Source organism: Rhodococcus sp. HM1, from assembly GCF_023218075.1.
In the GTDB taxonomy this organism is placed as follows: domain Bacteria; phylum Actinomycetota; class Actinomycetes; order Mycobacteriales; family Mycobacteriaceae; genus Rhodococcus.
The window spans coordinates 1-20704 of the sequence record NZ_JALPTB010000031.1; the positions used below are offsets into that span (position 1 = coordinate 1).

Here is a 20704-nt window from a genome sequence, read left to right on the forward strand (position 1 = left end):
CCGTCGTGTGAAGCGGTGGTCCCGGGGCGGGAGACCCCGCCCCGGGACCGGCGCTGTGGTTCGCGGTCGCGGACCTTCGGCTATTTCGCAACAGCCCGTTGAAGGAGACGAATGTACCGCTCGCTCGGAAACGGGAGGGGCTCGCCCGGGTGGGGCGGCTACGTGGTGTAGTCCGCGTTGATGCGGATGTAGCCTTCCGTCAGATCGCAGCCGTAGGCGGTGAACTCGCCCGCGGCGATGCCCAGATCCACCTCGATGACCACCTCGTCACCCCCGAGGTACTCCTGGAGAGCGGCGAGACGTTCGGGTGATGCCGGGACCGGATAGGTTTCGAGCCCTCCGAATGCGATCCGCACGTTCTCCTCGAGGATGTCGGTTTCGGATTCGCACTTCCCCACGGCCATCGCCACCCGGCCCCAGTTCGGGTCGGCGCCGTGCACGGCCGTCTTGACGAGCGGGGAGTTCACGACCGCCTTGGCGACGAGCTTGGCCTGCGCATCGTCGCGGGCACCGGTGACCCGGACCTCGATGAGCTTGCTGGCGCCCTCACCGTCCGAGGCGATCATCCGCACGAGCTCGGTGCACACCTCGAGCAGCGCCGCTTCGAACTCGGTCGGGTCGACGGGCCCGGCCGCCCCGGACGCGAACACGGCAGCGGTGTCCGATGTCGAGGTGTCGGAATCGACGCTGACCGCGTTGTAGGTGCGGTCGACGACCGAGCGGAAGATGCGATCGAGGGCGTCCGGGGCGAGCTGCGCGTCGGTCGCGATGAACGACAGCATCGTCGCCATATTCGGTTCCATCATGCCGACACCCTTGGCCACCCCGACCACCGTCGCGTTCCCGACCGTACGGAACGCACACTTGGAGCGCGTATCCGTCGTCATGATCGCCTCGGCGACCGCGCCGAGATCGGCGGGTCCGGGCGCGGGAAGGGCGTCCATTCCCGCGAGCATGCGTTCCATCGGGTACAACACCCCGATGACGCCGGTCGAGGCGACCAGAACCTGCTCGGCCGGGCATCCGAGGCGGTCTGCCGCCCAGGCCCGGAGTGTCCGGGCATCCGCGAGTCCCTGCTCTCCGGTTGCGACATTCGCGTTGCCCGACACGACGACGACTCCGCGGAGCGCCGACAGATCGACCTCACGGTCGAGACGCACACTCGGGCCGGCGAAGCGGGACCGGGTGAACACCGCAGCGGAGGCGACATCGGGGGTGGTCACGCCGAGAAGCGCGAAGTCGGGACGGTTGTCTTTGACACCGATGCTTCCGGTGAGCGAGATGAAGCCGTCGACGGCGGGGATCATTGAGAGTCCTTTCGAGCGAGTTTGCTGCAGGGTCCACTCTGCCGAACGAACGCCGGAAACGGGGACGCCGGGGTGCGCAGCAGCGCGCCCGCTTATGGGACCGGACCGTGCCTCGTAGCTCGAGCGAACGGTACGTTCGATCGATTGAAGGAGACGAACGATACATTCGCTCGGAAAGAAGGGGGAGGCTACCGCGCCGGCACTTCCACGGCGTCCCCGAACGTCATCGCCAGATTCCCGATCGACGACGACACCAGCGCACGCTTGGGGAGCCCCAGCGACCGCAGCTCGTCGGCGATCGGGTGCGTCCCCAGCCGCAGCGTGGCACCCCCGATCCGTGTCCGCATTCCGGACGGGTTCATGTCCCAGCTCGTGCGGCGCGTCACCGCGTCCAGGAACGAGTACGCGGCGACGGACGCCGTCGCACCCGCCCCCGGAACCGGAATACCCCGGGCGACGGTCAGTTCCGCGATGAGCCGGTCGTCCACGGACACCGACGCGCGTTTGGTGGCGCTGTGATGGTCGGTGTCGAAGTCGGCGAGGATCTTCGGGAATCCCCAGATACCGCGGCCGGCGGCGAGCGTGAAGTCGCCGTCGACGGGCAGTCGGTGGATGAGCGCACCGGCGCCGCCGGACCCGAGTTCGCGGAGGTCCTGCAGCACCGTGCCGCCGCGCCGGTTGTGGTCGCGGACGAGGAAGCACACGCCGAATTCGTTGTAGGGCCCGAGATCTCCGTCGACGTAGTCGACGAACACGAGGGTGCAGAGGCCGTGTCCGGGCCGGTACTGCAGAATCTCGAGGCCGCTGCCGGCGATCAGCGCCTGCGCCGGTGCTGTGGGTACCGAGTACATCGCCATGAAGGCGGTCGCGGTCCGGACCTGCACGGGCATCGCGACCTTCCTGCCGAGGACGAGGTGCGTGCCGGTGGTGTCGCTCATGTGTGCCTTCCCGGAGAATCGTGGAACGCTCGGATCAGAAATGAGAACACGTTCCACTATTGGGTCCGGGTGCGGCGAACGCAAGACCTTACGGCGCTCCCAGGTTCATCTCGTCCGGGTGCATCCCCACCCGGGTGCCGTCGTCGAGAGTCGCGATCTCGCTCAGGTCCAGTTCGGACAGTTCGAAATCGAACACGTCGATGTTCTGCGCGATCCGTTGCTCGTGCACCGACTTCGGAATGACGATCAGCCCGTTCTGCAGGTGCCACCGGATCAGGACCTGCGCCGGCGTCTTGCTGTGCCGGTCGGCGATGCGCGTGATCATCGGATCCGTGAGCAGCGTGTTCGGCTTGGATGCCGGACCCCACCCGGAACCGCTGGTGCCGCCGAGCGGACTCCAGGATTCGACGGCGATACCGAGTTCGGCGGCGGTCGCGCGGATCTCCTCCTGCGGCAGGTGGGGGTGCAGTTCGACCTGGTCGACGGCGGGAAGCAGGCCGCCGCGATCGGCGAGCAGCTTCAGGTGCCGCGGCTCGAAGTTGCAGACGCCGACCGCCTTCGCCTTCCCCGAGGATGCGATCTCCTCCATCGCATCCCACGTGCGCAGCAGGCGCTGGTCGTCGAGCAGCGGCCAGTGCACGAGATACAGGTCGACGTAGTCGAGACCGAGCCGTTCCAGGCTCGCGTCGATCGCCGCCAGGGCGGGTTCGTAGCCCTGGTCGGAGTTCCACAGCTTGGTGGTGACGAACAGGTCTTCGCGGGGGACCGACGACGACGCGAGGCCGCGCCCGACGCCCGCCTCGTTGCCGTACGCGGCGGCGGTGTCGATGTGCCGGTAGCCGGCTTCGTCGATCGCGAACCGCACGATGTGCTCGGTCTGTTCGTCGGTGGCCTGCCAGACTCCCAGGCCGAGCTGCGGGATGGTCGTTCCGGAATTCAGCGTGATCTCGGGAGTGCTCATCGTCCCAGGCTAACCACCGGGGTGCGGCTGCGCGGTCCGGAAGAAGAAATGCAACTCGGGGGTTGCAGTGCGCTGGTACATGTGCAACCCTGGAGTTGCAAATCATCTACCACGGAGGAAGTCATGGCCTCTCTCGACATCACCCGCAGTATCGACATCCAGGCCCCGATCGCCAAGGTGTGGGCCGCCCTGACCGAACCGGAGCTGATCGCCCAATGGTTCGGTGACACAGCAGAATTCGATCCGAAGCCCGGAGGCGTAGGAAGTTTCGGCTGGACGAATCACGACGAAGGTCCGTTCCGCGTGCTGGTCGAGCACGTGGACGAACCGAAGACCCTGATCTACCGGTGGGCACGTGAATCGAATGCCGACCCCGTGCCGGGAAACTCCACGCTGGTGCGGTTCGACCTCGCCGAGATCGACGGCGGTACCCGCTTGACGTTGGTGGAGACGGGTTTCGAGGAGCTCGCCGAACCGCGATCGGCTCACGACGGCAACGTCGAGGGCTGGCAAGCCGAACTGGGCGACCTCGTGGAGTACGTGGAAGCACGGTGAGTGACATGTCCAAGGATGTTCCGGTGGTGCTGGCGGTACTCGCCGACGAGACCCGCTGGAACATCCTCACGCAGATCGGCGCCGAGGACCTGTCCGCGAGTGCGCTGGCGGACCGGCTTCCGGTCAGCAGGCAGGCCATCGCCAAGCACCTGTCCGTGCTGGCCGACGCCGGATTCGTGGAGTCGGTCCGGGTGGGGCGAGAGATCCGATACCGGGCGATCGGCACCCCGCTCGGCAGGCTCGCCGATGAACTCGACGCCATCGGGCGGCAGTGGGATCGCCGTATGGAGGCGATCAAACGTATCGCCGAACGGCCCGATTAGGGCGTGCCTCCCGATCCGTCGGGGAATGGGAGACATGCCCTGGATCGGCGGCGCCTCGACTACTCGACGGGACGAAGCTGCCGAACCCAGGCGTCGACCTCGCGCCGGCCGGTCAGCCGGATCACGGGAAATTCGGGTCGCCGCGCGACGACCTCGGCGACCCGCTGCGCCGTCAGGGGATGCGTCGACCACGCCCACCGTACGATGTGCGCCGGGTCGGTGAAGACCGTGTGCAGGGGTGGTTCGATGTTGCCGTTCCACAACACTTCCCGGCGCCACCGACGCCGCAGGGTGCGCACGGCCACCTGGCGCATCACCGTCGCGCGGGGCAGGTCCAGCCACACCATCAGATCGGCACGTTCGGCCAGCAGCGGACGCACCGCGCGGTACTGCCATTCCGTCACCCACGCGGGTTGCGCGCTGAACCGGTCCACGTCGTCGGCGAACGACGCCCGCGGGGTCCAGTTCGGTCCGTGGTGCAACCCGTCCAGCTCTACGTGCGGTATGCCGAGCACCGCCCCGAGCCGCCCCGCCAGCGTCGTTTTCCCGGACCCGGAGGTGCCGGCGACGAGGATGCGGCAGGGGCGGCTCGGTGGCGGTGCGGTGGCGTCGAGCAGGGGCACCCGGGCAGGGTAGCGCCGTCAGTGGGCGACCGCACCCAGATATTCGTGCGGCCGGCCGAACAGCTGCGCGGTGCCGTGGGCCCGCTTGAAATACAGCTGCGCGTCGTGTTCCCACGTGATGGCGATGCCGCCGTGCAACTGGATCGCCTCGGCCGCGACCTGCTCGAATGCCTCGGAGCAGTAGATCTTCGCGGCGTAGGCGTCCTGCGGATCCTGCGACAGTGCCGCCGCGTACGACATCGACCGGGCGGTCTCGACGAGCGCGTACATGTCGGCCATCCGGTGTTTGAGTGCCTGGAACGAGCCGATGACGCGACCGAACTGCTTGCGGTTCTTCGCGTATTCGACGGTGAGATCCAGTGCGGCCTGCGCGGCCCCGACCTGCTCGGCGGACAGTGCGACGAGCGCGACCGTCGTCAGCCGTTCGACCAGGTCGGCCGGCGACGACAGGCGCCGCCCGGTCACCGCGGTGAACGACACCTGGGACAGGGACCGAGTCGGATCCATCGTCGGCACCCGGCGCCGCTCGACACCGTCGGCGTCCGGATCCACCTCGAACAGTGCGACTCCGTCACTGTCACCGTCGCCGGCGAGCACGAGCAGCGTCGTCGCGACGTCCCCGCCGAGCACGTAGTGCGCGGTGCCGGTCAGTGAATCGCCTGACGCCGTGACATCCGGTGTTTTCCAACCGGATTCGGATGCCCAGCACACCGCCACTACCTCGCCGGCCGCGATGCCCGGCAGCAGCCGTGCGGACGCCTCGGCGTCACCGGAGAGGAGCAGCAGCTGCGCGGCGAGCACCGCGGAGCCGAGCATGGGCGAGGGCGTCAGGGTGCGGCCGAGTTCCTCGAGCACGACGTGGGTTTCGGCGAGCGACGCGCCCACTCCGTCGAACTCCTCGGGAATCGCGAGTGCGGCGACCCCGATCTGCTCGACGAGCCGAGCCCACAGGGTCGTGTCGAAGCCGTCCGGTGAAGCGATGGCCTTGCGTACGGCGGCGGAGTCGGAGTGCTTGGCCAGCAGGTCGCGCACCGACTGCCGCAGGGCGGCGCGATCCTCGGTTTCGAACGTCACGATGCCTCCAGAGCGGCGACGACCCGCGCCCGGTGCACATCCGGCGTGCCCCACGCGGTGACGAGCGCGCGGGCCTTCGTCAGCCACAGAGACAGGTCGTGTTCCTGCGTGTAACCGATCGCGCCGTGCACCTGCAGCGCCGTGCGGGCGGCCCGGTACGCGGCGTCACCGCACGCGACCTTCGCGGCCGAGACGTCCCGCGAGGCCGTCGGCAGTCCGTCCCGCACCGCGAGCGCCGCACCGAGCAGCAGCGGGCGGGCCATCTCCAGGGCGACGGCGACCTCGGCGAGGTGGTGCTTGATCGCCTGGAACGAGCCGATGATGCGACCGAACTGCTTGCGCTGCTGCGCGTATTCGGTGCTGGTCTCGAGCAGGGTGCGACCCAGCCCGAGCAGCTGCGCCGCGGTCGCGAGCGCACCGAGGTCGAACGCGTCGGTGAAGTCCGCGGTGCCGAGGGTCTCCGCCGCGGTCACCGCGAAGAGCCGCCGGGCCGGGTCGACCGATCCGTGTGTGTCGCCGGCGGCGCCGGTGGATACAGTCGAATCCTGCACGAGCAGAACCAGATCGGCGGTGTCCGCGTCGACCGCGTACGGCACGTGCGGAGCCGCCGCGACCGTCGCGAGGGAACCGGACGCCAGCGCGGCGAGCCGGTCGGGCGCGACCGAGGCGAGCAGTTTCGGTGCGACCGCGACGGTTTCCACGACGGGGCCGGGCACCGCGTGACGGCCGAGTTGTTCGACGGCGACGACCAGATCGACGGCGTCGGCCCCGAGACCGTCGTGTTCCTCGGCGACGAGCAGGCCGTTGACGCCGGTCTCGGCGAGACGCTGCCACACCTTCAGGCCGGGTCCGGTGTCGCCGGTGTTCCAGGCGCGGATCACCGCCGGCATGTCCGACTTGGTGAGCAGCGCGTCGATGCTCGCCGCGAAGTCCTCGTGGGACTCGTCGAGTGCGAATCTCATCGGTCGCCCTTCGGTAGGCCGAGCAGCCGCTCGGCGATGACGTTCTTCTGGATCTCGTTGGTACCCGCGTAGATCGGGCCGGACAGCGAGAAGAGGTAGCCGTCGGTCCAGGAGTCGACGAGCTCGGCCTCCGGGCCCTGCAGTTCGAGCGCGGTCTCGTGGGCGGCGATGTCCCACTCGGACCAGAACACCTTGTTGATCGACGACTCGGCGCCGAGCTGGCCGCCGGCCTCGAGCCGGGTCACGGTGCCCCAGGTCGACAGTTCGTACGCCCGCGCACCGATCCACGCGTCCGCCACCCGGTTCCGCAGCGCGGCGTCACCGTGCAGCGGGGAGGTGCGGTAGAGCTGCAGCAGCCGGTCGGCGGTCGCGAGGAAGCGGCCGGGGGAGCGCAGCGACAGGCCGCGTTCGTTCGACGCGGTGCTCATGGCGACGCGCCACCCCTCGTTGACGCCGCCGATGACACCGGACTCGCCGGGGTTGGCGGCGTCGTCGGGCACGAACACGTCCTCGAGGAAGATCTCCGCGAAGCCCGGCTCGCCGTCGAGCTGATCGATCGGGCGGACGGTGACGCCGGGGGAGCGCAGGTCGAACATGAAGTACGTGATGCCCTTGTGGCGCTGGGCATCCGGATCGGAGCGGAACAGGCCGAAGCCCCAGTCCGCGAAGCTTGCCCGCGAACTCCACGTCTTCTGGCCGTTGAGCAGCCAGCCGCCGTCGGTGCGGGTCGCGGTGGAGCGCAGCGACGCCAGGTCGCTGCCCGATTCGGGTTCGGACCACGCCTGCGCCCAGATGTCGTCGGCGCGGGCCATCCTCGGCATGATGCGCGCGAGCTGCTCGGCGTTGGCGTGCTCGAACAGGGTGGGGGCGAGCAGGAAGATGCCGTTCTGGCTGACCCGCCCGGGTGCGCCGGCGCGGTAGTACTCCTCCTCGAAGACCACCCACTGCTGCAGCGTCGCGTCACGGCCACCGAGCTCGGCGGGCCAGGACACGACGGACAGGCGGGCGTCGGCGAGGGTGCGTTCCCACTGCCGGTGCTCCTCGAAGCCCTCCTTCGTATCCATGGACTTCAGCGGTGTGGACGGCACGTTCTCGGCGAGGAACGCCCGCACCTCGTCGCGGAATGCGACTGTGGCGTCGTCGAACTCGAGATCCATCACTTGCCTTCCTGGACGGGCCGGGCGCTGGCCGCCATCGACTTCGCGTTCATGCCACCGAGGGAATCGGTGCCGACCTCGGCGTTGTGGGCGTGCGCGAAGTGGTGCAGTCCGAACACCGAGTCCATGCCGTTGCGCATGCCCATGAGGTCCTCGCACTGGTTGACGGCGCGCTTGGTCAGGGCCAGGCCGAAGCGCGGCATCTCCGCGATCCGCGCTGCGAGGGCGAGGGTTTCGTCCTCGAGCTGTTCGCGCGGCACGACGCGGTTGACCATGCCCACCTCGTACGCGCGCTGCGCGGTGAAGCGGTCACCGGTGTAGAGGATCTCCTTGGCGAAGCGCGTGCCCAGCACCCACGGGTGGGCGAAGTACTCTACACCCGGGATACCCATGCGCACAACGGGATCGGAGAAGAACGCGTCCTCGGACGCGACGATCAGGTCGCACACCCACGCGAGCATGAGGCCACCGGCGATGCACGCGCCCTGCACGGACGCGATGGTCGGCTTGGGGATCTCCCGCCAGCGGCGGCACATCCCGAGGTAGACCTCCATCTCGCGGGCGTAGCGCTGGTCGCCGCCCGGCTTGTCGATGTGGTCCCACCACATGACGGCCTTGTTGTCGTAGTGCACGTGGTGGTCGCGTCCCGGGGTGCCGAGGTCGTGGCCGGCGGAGAAGTGCTTGCCGTTGCCGGCCAGCACGATCACCTTCACCTCGTCGTCCTCGACGGCGCGCTCGAAGGCGGCGTCGAGGGCGTAGGTCATCACCGAGTTCTGGGCGTTTCGGTAGTCCGGGCGGTTGAGCGTGACGATCGCAACCCCGTCCCGTACTTCGTAGGTGACGACATCGGGCTCGAACGGGACGGTCATGATTTCTCCTCACGCAGAACGTTTTTCAGAACTTTGCCGGACGGGTTTCGGGGCAGGGACTCGACGAACCGCACCGATCGGGGGACCTTGAACCCGGCGAGCCGTTCCTTGCAGAACGTGATCACCGCGTCCTCCGTCAGGTCGGCGTCGGCCAGCGGCACGACGAAGGCGCGGCCGACCTCGCCCATGCGGCCGTCGGGTACGCCGATCACGGCGACCTCGTGCACACCGGGCAGTCGCAGCAGTGCCGCCTCGACCTCGGCGGGATAGACGTTGAAACCGCCGCTGATGTACATGTCCTTGAGCCGGTCGGTGATGTCGAGATAGCCGCGCTCGTCGAGGGTTCCGACATCGCCGGTGTGCAGCCAGCCGTCGGCGTCGATGGTCGCCGCGGTGGCCTCGGGATCGTCGAGGTAGCCGAGCATCACGTTGGGTCCGCGCAGCAGGATCTCGCCCTTCTCGCCGATGCGGATCTCGAAGTCGGCGGTGGCGCGGCCCGAGGACGTGGACACGGTGACCGGGTCGTCGTCGGTGCGGCACATGCTGACCACGACCGCCTCGGTCTGGCCGTAGGCGGTGAGCACCGCGTCGAAGGCCAGCTCGTTCTGCATCCGCTCGACCAGCGCGACCGGCACCGGGGCCGCGCCGGTGACCGCGATGCGCAGGTTCGACAGGTCGTAGTCGCCGCGGCGGGGATGGTCGAGGATGCTCTGGTAGATCGTGGGTGCGCCGGGCAGCACGCTGATCTGCTCGGCGGACACGATCGCCATGACCTTCTCGACGTCGAACACGGCCATCGGCACGACGGTCGTTCCGGACAGGAGCGCGGCCACGATGCCGGCCTTGTAGCCGAAGCTGTGGAAGAACGGGTTGATGATCAGGTAGTTGTCCTCGGCGGACAGTTCGGCGCAGTCGGCCCACGCCTGCGCGACCCCGATCGTCTGGCGATGTGCGCTGAGCACGCCCTTGCTGCGGCCGGTGGTGCCGGAGGTGAACAGGATGTCGCAGACGTCGTCGGCGTCGACCGCGGCGGCCCGGGTATCGGCTTCGGCGCGGCTCGCGTCGGTCGCGAGGGCCAGGAAGTCGTCCCAGTCCCGCACGCCCTCGGTGGGAACGTCGTTCCCGCCGACCGGGACCCGCACGACATGCGGCACGTGCAGTTCGGGTGCGGCCTCGCGCAGCTGGGCGTACCGGTCGGCGCCGAGGAACTCGCCGACGACGACGAGCACCGTGGCGTGCACGCGGTCGACGATGTCGGCCGCCTCCGCGCCGGTGTAGCGCGTGTTGACGGGGACGACGACGGCACCGGCCCAGTGCGCACCGAGGGCGGCGACGACCCAGTGATACGTGTTCGGCGACCACAGGACGACGCGGTCACCCGGTTCGACGCCGCTCGCGACGAGCGCGGCGGCGAAGTCCCGGACCCGGTCGCGCAGCTGTGCAAAGGTCAGACGGGTATCGCCGTCGGCGATGGCGAGCCGGTCGGCGTAGGTGCCGGCGGCGCGATCCAGGGCGGCCGGCGTGGTTCTCGGATGTGCAGTCACTGAGCTCCCTACCTAGCAATTGCTTGGTAGGTTATCGTACAGACGTGGATCAGAGCGAGAGTCTCGAGAACGCAGAGTTTGCGGCCACCGTCCGCCAGTGGCTCGAAGAAAACCTGACCGGCGAATTCGCCGAGCTCAGAGGTAAGGGCGGGCCCGGAAGCGAGCACGAGTTCTTCGAACAGCGGCTCGCCTGGGATCGGCATCTGGCCGCCGCCGGATGGACGTGCATCGGATGGCCGACCGAGTACGGCGGGCGCGGTGCCACCCTCGAACAGCAGGTGATCTTCCACCAGGAATACGCCAAGGCGAACGCGCCCGCGCGCGTCAATCACCTCGGCGAGGAACTGCTCGGCCCGACGCTCATCGCGTTCGGCACCGAGGAGCAGAAGCAGCGCTTCCTGCCCGGGATCCGGAACGTGACCGAACTGTGGGCCCAGGGCTACTCGGAGCCCGGCGCCGGGTCCGACCTCGCCAACGTCTCGACGACCGCGCGGCTCGACGGCGACAGGTGGGTGATCAACGGACAGAAGGTGTGGACGTCCCTCGCGCACGTCGCGCAGTGGGCGTTCGTCGTGTGCCGCACCGAGCCCGGCTCGACCCGGCACCAGGGCCTGAGCTTCCTGCTCGTGCCGCTCGACCAACCCGGCGTCACCGTCCGGCCCATCCAGCAGCTGACCGGCACCTCCGAATTCAACGAGGTGTTCTTCGACGACGCCGTCACCGACGCAGACCTCGTCGTCGGCGCGCCCGGCGACGGCTGGAAGGTCGCGATGGCGCTGCTCACCTTCGAGCGCGGCGTCTCCACCCTCGGCCAGCAGATCGGCTTCGCCCGCGAACTCGACGGCATCGTCGCGCTCGCCGAGGCCAACGGCGCCGTCGGCGACCCGCACATCCGCGAGCGCATCGCCCGCGCCCGCATCGGCCTGCGGGTCATGCGCGCCCACGCCGTGCGCACCCTCGCCGACGCCGACCCCGGCCAGGCGTCTGTGCAGAAACTGTTGTGGGCCAACTGGCATCGTGATCTCGGTAAGCTGGCCATGGACGTGCAGGGTGCGGCGTCACTCGTCGGCCCCGATCACGATCACGCCGGCAACCCGTCGGTGATCACCGACCCCGAACACCTCGAACTCGCCGAGTGGCAGCGGCTGTTCCTGTTCACCCGCGCCGACACCATCTACGGCGGATCCAACGAAATTCAGCGCAACATCATCGCCGAGCGGGTGCTCGGCCTTCCCCGAGAGGCTCGCTCGTGACCACCTCACCTCTGGCAGAAGTTCCCGTCGAGACTCCCGGCCACGGCCTGCTCGCCGGTAAGAAGGTCGTCGTCACCGCAGCCGCGGGAACGGGCATCGGATTCGCGACCGCGCGGCGCGCGCTGCTCGAAGGCGGCGACGTGCTCGTCTCCGACTTCCACGAACGCCGCCTCGGCGAGACCGTCGAGAAGCTCGCCGCCGAGTTCCCGCAGCAGCAGGTCGCCTCGATCGTGTGCGACGTCTCGTCCACCGAGCAGGTCGACGCCCTGATCACCGGTGCCGCAGAACAACTCGGCCGCATCGACGTCCTGGTCAACAATGCCGGGCTCGGCGGGGAAACTCCCGTCGTGGACATGACCGACGAACAGTGGGATCGCGTCCTCGACATCACCCTCAACAGCACGTTCCGCGCCACCCGCGCGGCGCTGCGCTACTTCCGCAGCGTCGACCACGGCGGGGTGCTGGTCAACAACGCGTCGGTGCTCGGCTGGCGTGCCCAGCACTCGCAGGCGCACTATGCCGCCGCCAAGGCCGGTGTCATGGCGCTGACCCGGTGCTCGGCGATCGAAGCCGCCGAATACGGGGTGCGCATCAACGCGGTCGCCCCGTCCATCGCGCGGCACCCGTTCCTCGCGAAGGTCACCAGCGAGGAGCTGCTCGACCGTCTCGCCGCCGGCGAAGCCTTCGGGCGGGCCGCGGACGTCTGGGAGATCGCCGCGACGATCGCCATGCTCGCCAGCGACTACACCACGTACCTGACCGGCGAGGTCGTCTCGATCTCGTCGCAGAGGGCGTGACCGCCCGGTGTGCCCTTGTGGCGCCCCTGGCCGCCACAAAGGCACACCGCGGCCTTGAAAGGATGCATCCATGACTCCACCCCGTGACGATGCCGCCGGTAAGTCCGGACGCCGTGCCGAACTGCTCGCCATCGCAGCCGACCTGTTCGCCTCCCGAGGCGTGCGCGCGACCACCGTCCGTGACATCGCCGACGCGGCGGGCATCCTGTCCGGCAGCCTCTACCACCACTTCGATTCGAAGGAATCGATGGTCGACGAGATCCTCCGCGGATTCCTCGACGACCTGTTCGGCCGCTACCGCAAGATCGTCGCCGCCGGACTCGACTCCCGCGCGACCCTCGAAGGACTCATCACGGCGTCCTACGAGTCGATCGACCGATCCCACTCGGCGGTCGCGATCTATCAGGACGAGGCCAAGCACCTCGTCGGCAACGAACGCTTCGCGTACATCGCCGAACTGAACACCGAATTCCGCGACCTCTGGGTCGGTGTCATCGAACGCGGCATCGAGGACGGCAGCTTCCGCCCCGAACTCGACGTCGAACTGGTCTTCCGGTTCCTGCGCGACACCGTGTGGGTCGCGGTGCGCTGGTACAGGCCCGGCGGGACCCTCACCGCCGACCGCGTGGCCCAGCAGTACCTCAGCATCGTCCTCGACGGCCTGTCGAGACCCGAATCCTCATAGGAGCAAACATGACCGAGGCATACATCGTCGACGCGGTGCGCACCCCGATCGGCAAGAAGAACGGCAGCCTCGCCGGAGTGCACCCCGCCGACCTGGGCGCCCACGTGATCAAGGCGGTCGTCGAACGCACCGGCATCGACCCCGCCGACGTCGACGACGTCGTGTTCGGCTGCGTCGACGCCATCGGCGGGCAGGCCGGCAACATCGCCCGCACTGCGTGGCTCGCGGCGGGCTACCCGCAGCACGTCCCCGGCGTCACCGTCGACCGCCAGTGCGGCTCGAGCCAGCAGGCGATCCACTTCGGTGCCCAGGCCATCCTGAGCAACACCGCGGACCTGATCATCGCCGGTGGCGTGCAGAACATGTCGCAGATCCCGATCTCGTCGGCGATGACCGCCGGTCAGCAGTACGGGTTCGACACCCCCTTCGGCGGGTCGAAGGGCTGGACCGAGCGCTACGGCAGCGACGAGGTGTCCCAGTTCAAGGGCGCCGAGATGATCGCCGAGAAGTGGGACCTCAGCCGCGAGGAACTCGAGAAGTGGGCGCTGCAGAGCCACGAACGCGCGAAGGCCGCGATCGCCGCCGGCCGCTTCGACAACGAGGTCGTGCCGCTCGGCGACGCGACCGTCGACGAGGGCCCGCGTGAGACCAGCCTCGAGAAGATGGCGGGCCTGCAGCCGCTCGTCGAGGGTGGTCGCCTCACCGCGGCGGTCGCGAGCCAGATCTCCGACGGCGCATCCGCACTGCTGCTCGCGTCCGACGAGGCGGTGAAGAAGCACAACCTGAAGCCCCGCGCCCGCATCCATCACCTCAGCGCCCGCGGCGACGACCCGATCTTCATGCTCACCGCCCCGATCCCGGCGACGCAGTACGCCCTCGAGAAGGCCGGTCTGACGATCGACGACATCGACCTGGTCGAGATCAACGAGGCGTTCGCACCCGTCGTGCTCGCGTGGATCAAGGAGATCGGCGCCGACCCGGCCAAGGTCAACGTCAACGGCGGCGCCATCGCCCTCGGCCACCCGCTCGGCGCGACCGGCACCAAGCTGATGGCGACGCTGCTCAACGAACTCGAGCGCATCGGCGGCCGCTACGGGCTGCTCACCATCTGCGAGGGCGGCGGCACCGCCAACGTCACCATCATCGAGCGCCTCGAGGCCTGATCGCATACGGGTGTCCGTCCCGGCTGAAGGAGGCGGGGACGGACACCTACCGCCGGGTGCGACGTTGTGCGCGACCATCGTGCCCGACGGTTCCAACGGCAGGCTCCGGGTGTTCCCGTCAGCATCGGGATCGACCCGGCAGCTTTCCGGATGAAGCGGATAGATTTCCGAGCGGTGGCGGTTCTGTTGGTTGTCGCCTCGCTGATATGGCCAGAATGCAGACCGGTCGACACCGGAGACACGTCGACGATCTCACCGTGCCCTCGCACTCGGCTTTCGACCGGAACCAACGACAACGTCGGATTGCCGTGGACGATCGTACTGCCGAACGAGCTCTGCATGGCGCGCTCGGGATCGACGTGGATCCACTGGTGATCCTCGGTGATCTCGGCGAAGGCATCGATGTGAGCCCGGTCGATCTCGATCCACCGGCTGTGTCCGAGGTCGGTGCCGGCGGCCGTGGTCAGCTCGTCACAGGTGAAGGACGGCATCAGATAGACATGCCTCCGTCGACGGGCAGGACGACACCGGTGATGGATCCGGCTTCACGGGAGGCGAGAAAACGCCACCGCTGCATACATTTCGGAGGCGTCGGCGAAACCACCTATCGGACCGCGGCGGCGAGTTCAGCCTTCTTGTCGTCCGGGATGGAGGCGACCATGCGGGTTTCGGCGTCGGGGGAGATGGCATTGACGGTGACACCGAAGCGGGCGAGTTCCTTGGCGGCGGTCTTGGTGATGCCGATGATGCCGGCTTTGGCCGTGGCGTAGTTGGCCTGGCCGGTGTTGCCACGCAGCCCGGTGAAGGAGGTGACGTTGACGACCCGACCGAAGCCTTGGGGCCGCGACATCGGGACGAGGTGAACTCACAGATCCAGGCCCACTTGTCGTAGCCGGTCATCGGTCTATCGAACATATTGGACCCCAGGGTAACTCGATCTGTCCGTGGAGTGGAACACGGCCTCCTGTTGCCGACCTTCCCGCCCGGACTGTCGGTCAGACGTGTTCGACACACAATTCGCCGTCGTAGAACTGCGTACGAAGTCGCTTCTTGTCGAACTTTCCGACGGACGTTTTCGGCACCTCCGCTATCCGTACCCAGTTCTCGGGGAGCTGCCAGCCTGCCACCCTGCCCACCATGAACTCCTTCAGCTGAGTCGGGGTGACATCGGAGCCGTCACGGATTACGACGGCGACGAGTGGGCGTTCATCCCACTTGGGATCGGGGATGCCGATTACCGCCGCCTCGAGGACATCGGGGTGTGCCATGACGAGGTTCTCGAGTTCGACCGACGAGATCCACTCACCGCCGGACTTGACGATGTCCTTGGAACGATCGGTGATGGTAAGGAAGCCATCCGGGGTGATCTTTCCGACGTCGCCCGTGCGAAGCCACCCGTCATCGAACTTCTCCGGTGCGTCCACTCCGTAGTACGCGCCGGCGATCCACGGTCCTCGCACTTCCAGTTCTCCGACGGACGTGCCGTCCGACGGAACGACGGCGCCGGTGTCGTCGACGAGCCTGGCCTCGACACCGGCGGGGAACCGCCCCTGGGTGTAGCGGTATCGCCAGGCCTCCTCGCCGGTGGCACTACTCGGGGGGTGGGCGACCGAGGCCAGAGGCGACGTTTCGGTCATGCCCCACGCATGTAGCACGGTGATGCCGTGCTGCTCCTCCAATGCGTGCATGAGGGCGGGCGGAACGGCCGACCCACCCACCACGACAGTCTTCATCGACGAAACGTCGTCGGCGTGGTTCTCCAGGTGGTGCAGGATGCCTTGCCAGATCGTCGGCACGGCCGCGGCGAAGTTCGGGCGAGCTTCGGCGATCATCCGGACGAGGGGTTCGGGTTGCAGGAAGCGATCAGGCATGAGCAACGAGGCCCCGACCATGAACGCGGCGTAGGGCAGTCCCCACGACATCGCATGGAACTGTGGGACGATCGCCAATGCGTTGTCGCCCTGCCGCAGCGCCATCCCGTCGGTCATGCACACGGACATGGAATGTAACCAGATCGAACGATGTGAGTAGACAACGCCTTTCGGATCTCCGGTCGTACCCGAGGTGTAGCACATCGCGGCGGCGGACCGCTCGTCGATTTCGGGCCAGTGGAATTCGGTGGGCTGGTCTGCGATCAGAGCCTCGTAGGCGTGTACCTGCACGCCCTCGGGCGCCTCGAGACCGGCGGTCGTGTCACCGGTGACTATGACGTGCTTGACGGAGGTCAGCTGCGGTAGTTGCGGTGCGAGGAGCGGGATGAGGGTGGGGTCGACGATGATCACGTGGTCTTCGGCGCGGTTGGCGACGTGGACCAACTGCTCCGGGAACAGGCGGATGTTGAGGGTGTGCAGGACGGCGCCCATCGACGGTACCGCCAGGTATGCCTCGAGGTGTTCGGCGTTGTTCCACATGAACGTGGCCACCCGCTGGTCGCCGGTGACTCCGAGTCCGCGCAGGGCGTGTGCCAGTGCCGCGCATCGTCTGCCGATCTCGGCGTAACTGCGACGCTGCGCTCCGAAATCGGTCCAGGTGACGACCTCGGCCCCGCCGTGAACGGTGCTGCCGTAACGCAGCAAGGTAGCGATGGACAGCGGCGCGTCCTGCATCGTGCTGAGCATCCGAACTCCTCTCGTGGAAGCGGCGAACCGAGTCTCGTCGGCACCGCAGGTGTGGCCGCGGATCCGGGGTGGTGTTCCCGGACCCGCGGAAGGCATCATCCGTTGCAGGGTAATGTCATTCGTCGGCTAGGGCGGATTACCGCGCTTCCGCGAGAACCCGATTCTCGCCGTCGATCCGGTCACCTTCGACCCAGCATGCGTGGGTGCCCGCGCAGATCCGTTCGGGGAGGATGATCCGGCAGACCGGTCCCTCTTCGATGCGCGCGGCGTCGTAGACGACGCACTCGGAAGTGTCGGCCGTCAGGTCGTTGACGAAGGTGATCACGTAACCGTCGTCCTCGGCGGTGTAGCCGTCGCGCAGCGCCATGCACACTTCGGACCCGAAACGGCCGTCGCCGTATTCGGTGCGGGTCACGTTGCCGGTCTTGAGCTCGAACTTCTTGATTCCGGTCATCATCCAGTGCCCGGGCAGGAATAGCGATGCGTACGCGTACTCGTAGTCGCGACCCACGAAATCGTTACTGACTACCGGGAATTCGACGACCTCGTCGTCGAGGGGGAACTCGCGGACCTCGCCCGTCACCATGTTGAACATCCACCGGTACATGTGGGTATGGGTGGCGTGCTTGTCGAGCTGACGGGCAATGCGCCCGTAGACGTCGTTCGGATTCTGCACGGGCGGCATCACGGGGTTGTCCCAGATGCAGCCGTCCTGGACCACCCAGTCGCCGTCCTCGAAGCAGTTGGCCAGGTGCATCACCCAGGCCGGCTTTGCTTCGAACCAGCGGACGTCCTCGGTCCGTCCGTAGCGGGGAATGATACCGAACCGTGCCGGAATTTCGTCATGGAAGTCCAGCTTCTTGCGCCCGGCCTTGAGTGCATCCGGGTCGAAGAAGTACGGCAGATCGTGGAGGATCGAGTACCGCTTGGTGATACCCAGGTCGTGGGGCCAGCGCGCGCCGGGCAACTCGATCGGCACGTAGTGGACGAGGTTGTCTTCCTTGTTGACGACGCCGTAGTTCATGAACGGAGCGGTTATCGGGTAGTTGAAGAAGACCAGCTCGCCCGTGTCGTTGTCGACCTTGTAGTGCGACGCCAGACCGTCAGGGACCAGCTGTGCCCAGCTCTTGGTTCCGAGAGTCTCGAGCGTGGTGGGGCTCAGGCTCCACGGTTCGCTGCCCTGGGACATCGATGCGATGATCTGGCCGCTGTGCACGATCACATCGGTGCCGGCGTTGTCCTTCATCGCGCCCATCGACCCCCACCCGCGACGGGTGTAGTCCTGCGGCTGGAGCAGTCCCGGCCATAGTGCCTTGCCCGCGCCCTGTTCGGCGAGGAAGCCGGTGGTTCGCACGAACTTGTTGCGGTACTCGACCTTTCCGTCGTCAAAGCGCATCGCATGGAGCATTCCGTCACCGTCGAACGGATGGTAGATACCGATCGGCGCCATGGCCTGGTTGTGGGTGTTGCGGATGTAGATGCCGTTGAGGTCACGAGGGATCTCACCGATGACCTTCATTTCGTCACCAGAAACCGCGTACTCGCGGCGCTGCGGCTTCCATGCGCCGCGCAACCACGGATTGTCGGTCTGGTCCTCGGTGGGAACGGTGAGGACGAGCGATTCGTCGACGTTGAACATGGGTTCTCCTTGCTGTGTCTTTGATGTCCGTACAGTGCTTGGTAAAGTGGATGATTGGTTGAACCATTTTCGGCAGATTGATCGGCGAAAGTGGTGTGAGGTGGTGGACTCACCTGGGCGAAACAGAAACCAGGTGAGTCCACCGTACCCGATCAGATACACGGATTCTGCGATGTCGGTCCCGCGGTGTCTCGAGGTACGGAGCGTCGGGTGGAGCGATGTCTGCCCTTCGCTTCCAACCAACGTGAGACCTGGCGGAGCAGTCCCCGCCCGCCGCCTGCGATACCGAGAGGCATGAAGAACATCAACAGCACGAGAAGCGCGCCGTACACCATGTTGGCCCCCGTGCCGCCGACGACATCGGCGGTAAGGGTCGGCAGGAATGCCAGCACCAGGCCGCCGATTATCGGTCCGACCAGTGTCCCCGACCCGCCGATGAGGAGGCCGGTCAACAGCTGGATGGACAGGAATATGCCGAACGTCTCGGGTCCGACTACCCCGGTGACCATGGCGAACAGGGAACCACCGATGGCAGCGATGGCGGTGCTCGAGGCGAATGCGATCGTCTTCTCCCGCGCCAGGTGCACTCCACTCGTGGCGGCCGCGACCTCGTTGTCACGGATCGCTATGAGCGTCCGGGATCGCCCGTAGCGGACGAGGTTGCGGCACACCAACAATCCGATTCCGGTGACGACGGCGACGACGAGGTAGTTGATGGTCGTCTGGGTGAAGAAGGCAGGAGCACCGTCGGGTATCACCCACGCCGACTGGAGGAGCTTTCCGTTGACGCCACCGGTCAGGTCCGGGAAATGCGTGATGATCAGTGGGAAGACCACCGCGAAACTCAAGGTGACCAGACCCAGGTAGTGGCCCTTGAGGCGTAGCGCGGGCAGGCCCGCGATCACACCGACCACGAATCCGAGGACGGCGCCGACCGGTAGCGTTGCCAGTAGCGGCCACCCGTGGTCGGTGACAAGGATCGTGCTCGTGTACGCGCCGATGCCGAAGAATGCACTGTGACCGAGCGAGATCTGCCCCGCATATCCGGACACCAGGTTGAGCCCGAGTATCGACAGTCCGTAGGCCAGCGCCGTCGCCAGTTGCAGGACTCGGGCCTCGGGGAGGGCGACCGCCGTCACCGCAACGACCGCCACGTATCCAAGCGCTCCGACGTACAGGGAGCGGCGAGAGAACCGCGCCGCCACCGCCTGCATCGCGGACCGCGTTTCCTCGGCCACGGGGCGACCGCTGACCGATTCGACATTCCGTTGCACGACACCAGTTTCGGTAGTCATACCCGTGTCACCTCCTTCTGTCCGAACATGCCTTGAGGCCGGATCACCAGGACGACAAGGAGCAGGACCAGTGCAATCATCAGTCCCGAGCCGGTGCCGATCGCGGGGAAGAGCCTCGGTACCACCGATTCGACGACGCCGACCAACAGTCCACCGACGACCGCACCGACGAGGCTGTCGAAGCCGCCGACGCACGCCGCGGTGAACGCGAAGATCAGGACGTTGATCATCATCGAGAAGTTGAGCGTGCTCGTCGCCTGAGAGGTGAGCGCGCCGGCCAGCGTTCCGGGTACGGCGGCGAGCGCCCACCCGAAAGCGAACACACCCGCGACCGGGATGCCCACCAGTGCCGCTGAGGATCGGTTGGAGATGACCGCCCGGTAAGCGACCCCCAATTTCGTCTTGGACAACAGAATCCACAGCACGATCAGCAGAGCGATCAACGCCCCCCACACCCCGAGAGTCACGAAACTCAGAGTGAAGGGCCGGTCTCCGCCGATGATCGTCAACCGGTCCTCCGTTCCATCCGGAAACGGAGCCAGTGGAGTCTTGTTATCGACTCCCCACACGACACCTGCGAACGAGTTGGCGAAAAGGAACATTCCCAACACTGCGATGAGTGACGCACTGTGCCCACGGCTTTCGAGTGGACGCATGACGCCGAACTGCAGGGCCGCCGATGCGGCCGCTGTGACCACCATCGTCACGAGGATGGCAACCCAGATCGGCATTCCCATCCCGACGAACGTGAACACGAGAAATGCGGAGATCATCGCGAACTCGCCCTGTGCGAAGTTGAGGTGACCGGTGGTGCGATACACGGTGACCAGGGCGACCGCGAGCAGCGCGTACAGCGCGCCGTTCGCCAGCCCGGTGGACACGGTGCTCAACCATTCCGGCAGCGAGACCTCCGCTGCGAGTATGTGTGTCGACGGATTCAT

21 protein-coding genes are annotated in these 20704 nt (G+C 67.2%); 6 read left to right on the forward strand and 15 right to left on the reverse strand.

The window, feature by feature from the left end; translation table 11 throughout:
- Nucleotides 1-158: 158 nt before the first annotated feature.
- The 3 genes from argJ to M1M07_RS16960 form a co-directional block, all read right to left on the reverse strand.
- Nucleotides 159-1307, reverse strand: coding sequence for a bifunctional glutamate N-acetyltransferase/amino-acid acetyltransferase ArgJ (gene argJ / locus M1M07_RS16950; protein WP_197251709.1), 1149 nt, complete (start codon nucleotides 1305-1307; stop codon nucleotides 159-161).
- 188 nt (nucleotides 1308-1495) lie between these two features.
- Nucleotides 1496-2245, reverse strand: coding sequence for an acetoacetate decarboxylase family protein (locus M1M07_RS16955; RefSeq protein WP_197251710.1), 750 nt, complete (start codon nucleotides 2243-2245; stop codon nucleotides 1496-1498).
- An 88-nt stretch (nucleotides 2246-2333) separates the two neighbouring features.
- The gene (locus M1M07_RS16960; protein WP_197251711.1) at nucleotides 2334-3206 is read right to left on the reverse strand and encodes an aldo/keto reductase; all 873 of its coding nucleotides are present in this window, start codon (nucleotides 3204-3206) and stop codon (nucleotides 2334-2336) included.
- Nucleotides 3207-3329: 123 nt separating this feature from the next.
- On the opposite strand from M1M07_RS16960, the gene M1M07_RS16965 reads away from it, so the two are divergent.
- Together M1M07_RS16965 and M1M07_RS16970 are read left to right on the forward strand one after the other, a co-directional pair.
- Nucleotides 3330-3761: an SRPBCC family protein gene (locus M1M07_RS16965; protein WP_248674956.1), complete on the forward strand. Its 432-nt coding sequence runs from the start codon at nucleotides 3330-3332 to the stop codon at nucleotides 3759-3761.
- Between the two features lie 5 nt (nucleotides 3762-3766).
- Entirely contained in the window at nucleotides 3767-4084 is a 318-nt protein-coding gene (locus M1M07_RS16970; RefSeq protein ID WP_197251713.1) for a helix-turn-helix transcriptional regulator, read from the forward strand.
- Nucleotides 4085-4143: 59 nt separating this feature from the next.
- On the opposite strand, the gene M1M07_RS16975 is transcribed toward M1M07_RS16970, so the two are convergent.
- Genes M1M07_RS16975 through M1M07_RS17000 form a run of 6 tightly spaced genes read right to left on the reverse strand, consistent with a single transcriptional unit; the run spans nucleotide 4144 to nucleotide 10313 of the window.
- Complete coding sequence (locus M1M07_RS16975; protein ID WP_248674957.1) at nucleotides 4144-4707, reverse strand: AAA family ATPase; 564 nt, start codon at nucleotides 4705-4707, stop codon at nucleotides 4144-4146.
- Nucleotides 4708-4725: 18 nt separating this feature from the next.
- Nucleotides 4726-5781, reverse strand: a complete 1056-nt coding sequence (locus M1M07_RS16980; protein WP_248674958.1) for an acyl-CoA dehydrogenase family protein — start codon at nucleotides 5779-5781, stop codon at nucleotides 4726-4728.
- Nucleotides 5778-6743, reverse strand: coding sequence for an acyl-CoA dehydrogenase family protein (locus M1M07_RS16985; protein ID WP_248674959.1), 966 nt, complete (start codon nucleotides 6741-6743; stop codon nucleotides 5778-5780). Before M1M07_RS16985 ends, M1M07_RS16980 begins: the two co-directional genes overlap by 4 nt.
- A complete protein-coding gene (locus M1M07_RS16990) occupies nucleotides 6740-7900 on the reverse strand; it encodes an acyl-CoA dehydrogenase family protein (protein WP_248674960.1) in 1161 nt (386 codons plus the stop codon). The genes M1M07_RS16985 and M1M07_RS16990 overlap by 4 nt, the downstream gene beginning before the upstream one ends.
- Nucleotides 7900-8769, reverse strand: coding sequence for an enoyl-CoA hydratase (locus M1M07_RS16995; protein ID WP_248674961.1), 870 nt, complete (start codon nucleotides 8767-8769; stop codon nucleotides 7900-7902). Before M1M07_RS16995 ends, M1M07_RS16990 begins: the two co-directional genes overlap by 1 nt.
- The gene (locus M1M07_RS17000) at nucleotides 8766-10313 is read right to left on the reverse strand and encodes a FadD3 family acyl-CoA ligase (RefSeq protein WP_248674962.1); all 1548 of its coding nucleotides are present in this window, start codon (nucleotides 10311-10313) and stop codon (nucleotides 8766-8768) included. The genes M1M07_RS16995 and M1M07_RS17000 overlap by 4 nt, the downstream gene beginning before the upstream one ends.
- A gap of 44 nt (nucleotides 10314-10357) precedes the next feature.
- Between M1M07_RS17000 and M1M07_RS17005 the strand changes: the two genes are divergently transcribed.
- From M1M07_RS17005 to M1M07_RS17020, 4 genes are all read left to right on the forward strand, one after another.
- Nucleotides 10358-11566 carry an acyl-CoA dehydrogenase family protein gene (locus tag M1M07_RS17005; protein ID WP_248674963.1) on the forward strand — a complete coding sequence of 403 codons (1209 nt, stop codon included), beginning with the start codon at nucleotides 10358-10360 and terminating at the stop codon, nucleotides 11564-11566.
- Nucleotides 11563-12363, forward strand: coding sequence for an SDR family oxidoreductase (locus M1M07_RS17010; RefSeq protein ID WP_248674964.1), 801 nt, complete (start codon nucleotides 11563-11565; stop codon nucleotides 12361-12363). Before M1M07_RS17005 ends, M1M07_RS17010 begins: the two co-directional genes overlap by 4 nt.
- 70 nt (nucleotides 12364-12433) lie before the next feature.
- On the forward strand, nucleotides 12434-13048 hold the full coding sequence (locus M1M07_RS17015; RefSeq protein ID WP_248674965.1) for a TetR/AcrR family transcriptional regulator: 615 nt from the start codon (nucleotides 12434-12436) through the stop codon (nucleotides 13046-13048).
- Nucleotides 13049-13056: 8 nt separating this feature from the next.
- Nucleotides 13057-14211: an acetyl-CoA C-acetyltransferase gene (locus M1M07_RS17020; RefSeq protein ID WP_248674966.1), complete on the forward strand. Its 1155-nt coding sequence runs from the start codon at nucleotides 13057-13059 to the stop codon at nucleotides 14209-14211.
- On the opposite strand, the gene M1M07_RS17025 is transcribed toward M1M07_RS17020, so the two are convergent.
- From M1M07_RS17025 to M1M07_RS17050, 6 genes are all read right to left on the reverse strand, one after another.
- The gene (locus M1M07_RS17025) at nucleotides 14139-14702 is read right to left on the reverse strand and encodes a MaoC/PaaZ C-terminal domain-containing protein (RefSeq protein ID WP_248674967.1); all 564 of its coding nucleotides are present in this window, start codon (nucleotides 14700-14702) and stop codon (nucleotides 14139-14141) included. The genes M1M07_RS17020 and M1M07_RS17025 overlap by 73 nt on opposite strands.
- 113 nt (nucleotides 14703-14815) lie before the next feature.
- Complete coding sequence (locus tag M1M07_RS17030; RefSeq protein WP_308200809.1) at nucleotides 14816-15061, reverse strand: SDR family NAD(P)-dependent oxidoreductase; 246 nt, start codon at nucleotides 15059-15061, stop codon at nucleotides 14816-14818.
- Between the two features lie 145 nt (nucleotides 15062-15206).
- Nucleotides 15207-16829 (reverse strand): long-chain fatty acid--CoA ligase, encoded by a 1623-nt coding sequence (locus M1M07_RS17035; RefSeq protein WP_248674968.1) that lies wholly within the window; start codon nucleotides 16827-16829, stop codon nucleotides 15207-15209.
- Nucleotides 16830-16965: 136 nt separating this feature from the next.
- The gene (locus M1M07_RS17040) at nucleotides 16966-18468 is read right to left on the reverse strand and encodes a carotenoid oxygenase family protein (protein WP_248674969.1); all 1503 of its coding nucleotides are present in this window, start codon (nucleotides 18466-18468) and stop codon (nucleotides 16966-16968) included.
- Between the two features lie 152 nt (nucleotides 18469-18620).
- Nucleotides 18621-19763, reverse strand: a complete 1143-nt coding sequence (locus M1M07_RS17045) for a branched-chain amino acid ABC transporter permease (protein WP_248674970.1) — start codon at nucleotides 19761-19763, stop codon at nucleotides 18621-18623.
- Nucleotides 19760-20704, reverse strand: coding sequence for a branched-chain amino acid ABC transporter permease (locus M1M07_RS17050; protein WP_197251726.1), 945 nt, complete (start codon nucleotides 20702-20704; stop codon nucleotides 19760-19762). Before M1M07_RS17050 ends, M1M07_RS17045 begins: the two co-directional genes overlap by 4 nt.

Coding starts and splice junctions, on each gene's coding strand:
- M1M07_RS17045 (WP_248674970.1), bottom strand. CDS start 19,763: ATGACTACCGAAACTGGTGTCGTGCAACGGAATGTCGAATCGGTCAGC.
- argJ (WP_197251709.1), bottom strand. CDS start 1,307: ATGATCCCCGCCGTCGACGGCTTCATCTCGCTCACCGGAAGCATCGGT.
- M1M07_RS16995 (WP_248674961.1), bottom strand. CDS start 8,769: ATGACCGTCCCGTTCGAGCCCGATGTCGTCACCTACGAAGTACGGGAC.
- M1M07_RS16985 (WP_248674959.1), bottom strand. CDS start 6,743: ATGAGATTCGCACTCGACGAGTCCCACGAGGACTTCGCGGCGAGCATC.
- M1M07_RS17030 (WP_308200809.1), bottom strand. CDS start 15,061: ATGTCGCGGCCCCAAGGCTTCGGTCGGGTCGTCAACGTCACCTCCTTC.
- M1M07_RS16955 (WP_197251710.1), bottom strand. CDS start 2,245: ATGAGCGACACCACCGGCACGCACCTCGTCCTCGGCAGGAAGGTCGCG.
- M1M07_RS17050 (WP_197251726.1), bottom strand. CDS start 20,704: ATGAATCCGTCGACACACATACTCGCAGCGGAGGTCTCGCTGCCGGAA.
- M1M07_RS17040 (WP_248674969.1), bottom strand. CDS start 18,468: ATGTTCAACGTCGACGAATCGCTCGTCCTCACCGTTCCCACCGAGGAC.
- M1M07_RS17015 (WP_248674965.1), top strand. CDS start 12,434: ATGACTCCACCCCGTGACGATGCCGCCGGTAAGTCCGGACGCCGTGCC.
- M1M07_RS16970 (WP_197251713.1), top strand. CDS start 3,767: ATGTCCAAGGATGTTCCGGTGGTGCTGGCGGTACTCGCCGACGAGACC.
- M1M07_RS17035 (WP_248674968.1), bottom strand. CDS start 16,829: ATGCTCAGCACGATGCAGGACGCGCCGCTGTCCATCGCTACCTTGCTG.
- M1M07_RS17020 (WP_248674966.1), top strand. CDS start 13,057: ATGACCGAGGCATACATCGTCGACGCGGTGCGCACCCCGATCGGCAAG.
- M1M07_RS16960 (WP_197251711.1), bottom strand. CDS start 3,206: ATGAGCACTCCCGAGATCACGCTGAATTCCGGAACGACCATCCCGCAG.
- M1M07_RS17025 (WP_248674967.1), bottom strand. CDS start 14,702: ATGCCGTCCTTCACCTGTGACGAGCTGACCACGGCCGCCGGCACCGAC.
- M1M07_RS16990 (WP_248674960.1), bottom strand. CDS start 7,900: ATGGATCTCGAGTTCGACGACGCCACAGTCGCATTCCGCGACGAGGTG.
- M1M07_RS16965 (WP_248674956.1), top strand. CDS start 3,330: ATGGCCTCTCTCGACATCACCCGCAGTATCGACATCCAGGCCCCGATC.